Source organism: Campylobacter sp. RM16189, assembly GCF_012978815.1.
Lineage (GTDB): Bacteria > Campylobacterota > Campylobacteria > Campylobacterales > Campylobacteraceae > Campylobacter_A.
The window spans coordinates 1-2,383 of record NZ_LIWR01000023.1; the positions used below are offsets into that span (position 1 = coordinate 1).

The 2,383-nt window shown below is 35.1% G+C and carries 1 protein-coding gene; it reads left to right on the forward strand.

The window, feature by feature from the left end:
• Positions 1-2,363, forward strand: a 2,363-nt coding sequence (locus tag CDOM16189_RS07945; protein WP_211436615.1) for an autotransporter outer membrane beta-barrel domain-containing protein, incomplete at its 5' end; no start/stop codon positions are given.
• Positions 2,364-2,383: the final 20 nt, after the last annotated feature.

Consider the following 2,383-nt stretch of genomic DNA (forward strand, 5'->3'; position numbering starts at 1 on the left):
CCGGCGACGGAGATGATGTTATAAATATGGATGGAGAGGCGAAAGTAGGAGCTAGTATCTATGGTAGAGATGGCGATGATTATATAACTTTAGATAATAAATCAATACTAGGTAAAAAAATAAAAGTAATGGGAGACGATGGCAAAGAACGAGAAGTGGCAGTTAGTGGAAATATAGAAGCAGGAAAAGGAGCAGGAGAGATAAAAATACTTGGAGGCTCTCTTATAGAAAAGGAAATTAGAAGTGGAATAGAGCGAGAGATTGTAGAAAAAGGAGATACTCAGGATAATCATAATTTCGCAGGAAATGTAAAAGTAACTATAAAAGATTCAGTAGTCAATCAATCGCTAGACCTAAACGGATTAGGAGACAGAGATATAACTTTAGATAATTCTAAAGTACATGGTACTATATATGCGGGACATTATTCAGATTCCAAGATTACAGTTAAAGATTCTAAAGTAGGATTTAAAATAATAGGAGAAGGCGGCAAGGATACTATCATAGTAGATAATTCCACAATAGGAGCAAACCCTAAATTTAAAGATGAATCTAGTTCTGTTGTCTTAGGAGACGGAGGCGGATTCAATGATGGAGACGATACTATAGAAATAAAAAATAACTCCATTATTCAAGGTGGCGTTGAAGGGGGTGGTGGCAAGGATACTATAACTGTTTCTGGAAAATCGACCGTAGTAAAGGATAAGGTTTCAGGTGGCGAGGGTGATGATACAATAAATGTTGAAGAAGGAGCAAACGTATATTATGAAAAAATTACTCCAGTATATAAAGATGTCTACACAGGACCTAAGCCTGATAATCTTCTTCCTGAGCCAGACTTGCCTGATATTTATAGTGATGAAGAGTATGAAGAGTTTAGTAAAAAAAGGTATGAAATATGGGAGCACAATAACAAAGTTTGGGAAGAATTTTCTAAAACCGATACTTATAAAAACAACTTAGTAAAAAAGTTTTTATATAATGAATTAAAAACAACAGGCAGTATTGAAGGTAACGATGGAAATGATACAATAAATATAACTAGCGAAGCTAAAACACAAATTATTGATAGCGGTAAAGGTGATGATGCAATAAATATAACTGGAAAATCGACCGTAAAGAATAAGGTTTCAGGTGGCGAGGGAGATGATAAAATAAATGTTACTAGCGAAGCTGAAGTCAGAGAAGTTAATAGCGGAGAAAATGACGATAAAGTAAATATAAATTCCGGAGCAAAAATTAATACTATTTATTTAGGAGAAGGAGAGGACGGAATAAAAGTAGAAGGAGAAGGGACAAAAGTAGAGCAAGGTATAAATGGCTTTGGAAAAAACACAGTAGAGATTAGTGATGGTGCTGATGTATATGGTGTATTTTTACAAGGAAAAGGCAACGACACTGTAACTGTAATAGGAACAAACGGAACAAATACAGGAACACAAACAATTGTACGGGAACATATTATAACTGGCAACGGAAACGATGAAATTAAAATTGAAGGCGGTGCACTAGTAGGCAGGATTGATAGTGGAGGACCTCTAAGTAATGCCGGAGAAGATGATGATAAAGTAACCATAACCGGCGAGGGAACACAAGTCATTTATAGTAATGCTCGCGTAGAGACAGGAGGAGGAAACGATACTGTTGAAGTCTCAAAAGGTGCATCAGTAAAACACGGGGTATATCTTGGCAAAGATGACGATACTATCATAGTGGACAGTGCTACTGTAGGAACTATAACTCTACCTAAAACTACATACTCTATAGCAGGTGATGCAGGAAAAGATACGATAGTAATAACTAATGAATCTACAGTTCAGGGTATATCAGGCGATACTGATTATGGTTATTACGGCATACCTAAAGGCGGGGATTCAGACGTAATAGTAATAGAAAACGGATCGAAGGTAGAGCTTGTCAATGGCGGCGAGGGTGATAATGATGTATTGGTTGCCGAAACTAATAATTCACAAATAGATAATAAAATGAAATTTGAAACAGAAATTAATTTTACTGAAAAAGATGGTAATGTAAATATAGATAGTATTTCAGGAAAAGATACGATAGATTTGTCTCATTTAAAACATATAAATAATAACGACATCAAATCTATTAAGCTGCCTGAAACAGATAACGCGAAACTCAATATAACCGCACAAGATGTATTGGATATAGATAAAGCTAATGGCAGTGAAACACTTACTATAATAGGTGGAAGTGGTGGTGATCATGTAAACAAAACCGATGACTCTAAATGGGATCCTAATGGAAATCAATATTCTACATCAGTTACTGATGAATCTGAAACTAAAACTGTAATTATTAAAATAGAAGATATCCCTACCGACAATATTAATTTATAGGAGTCTATAGATTTTAAAGG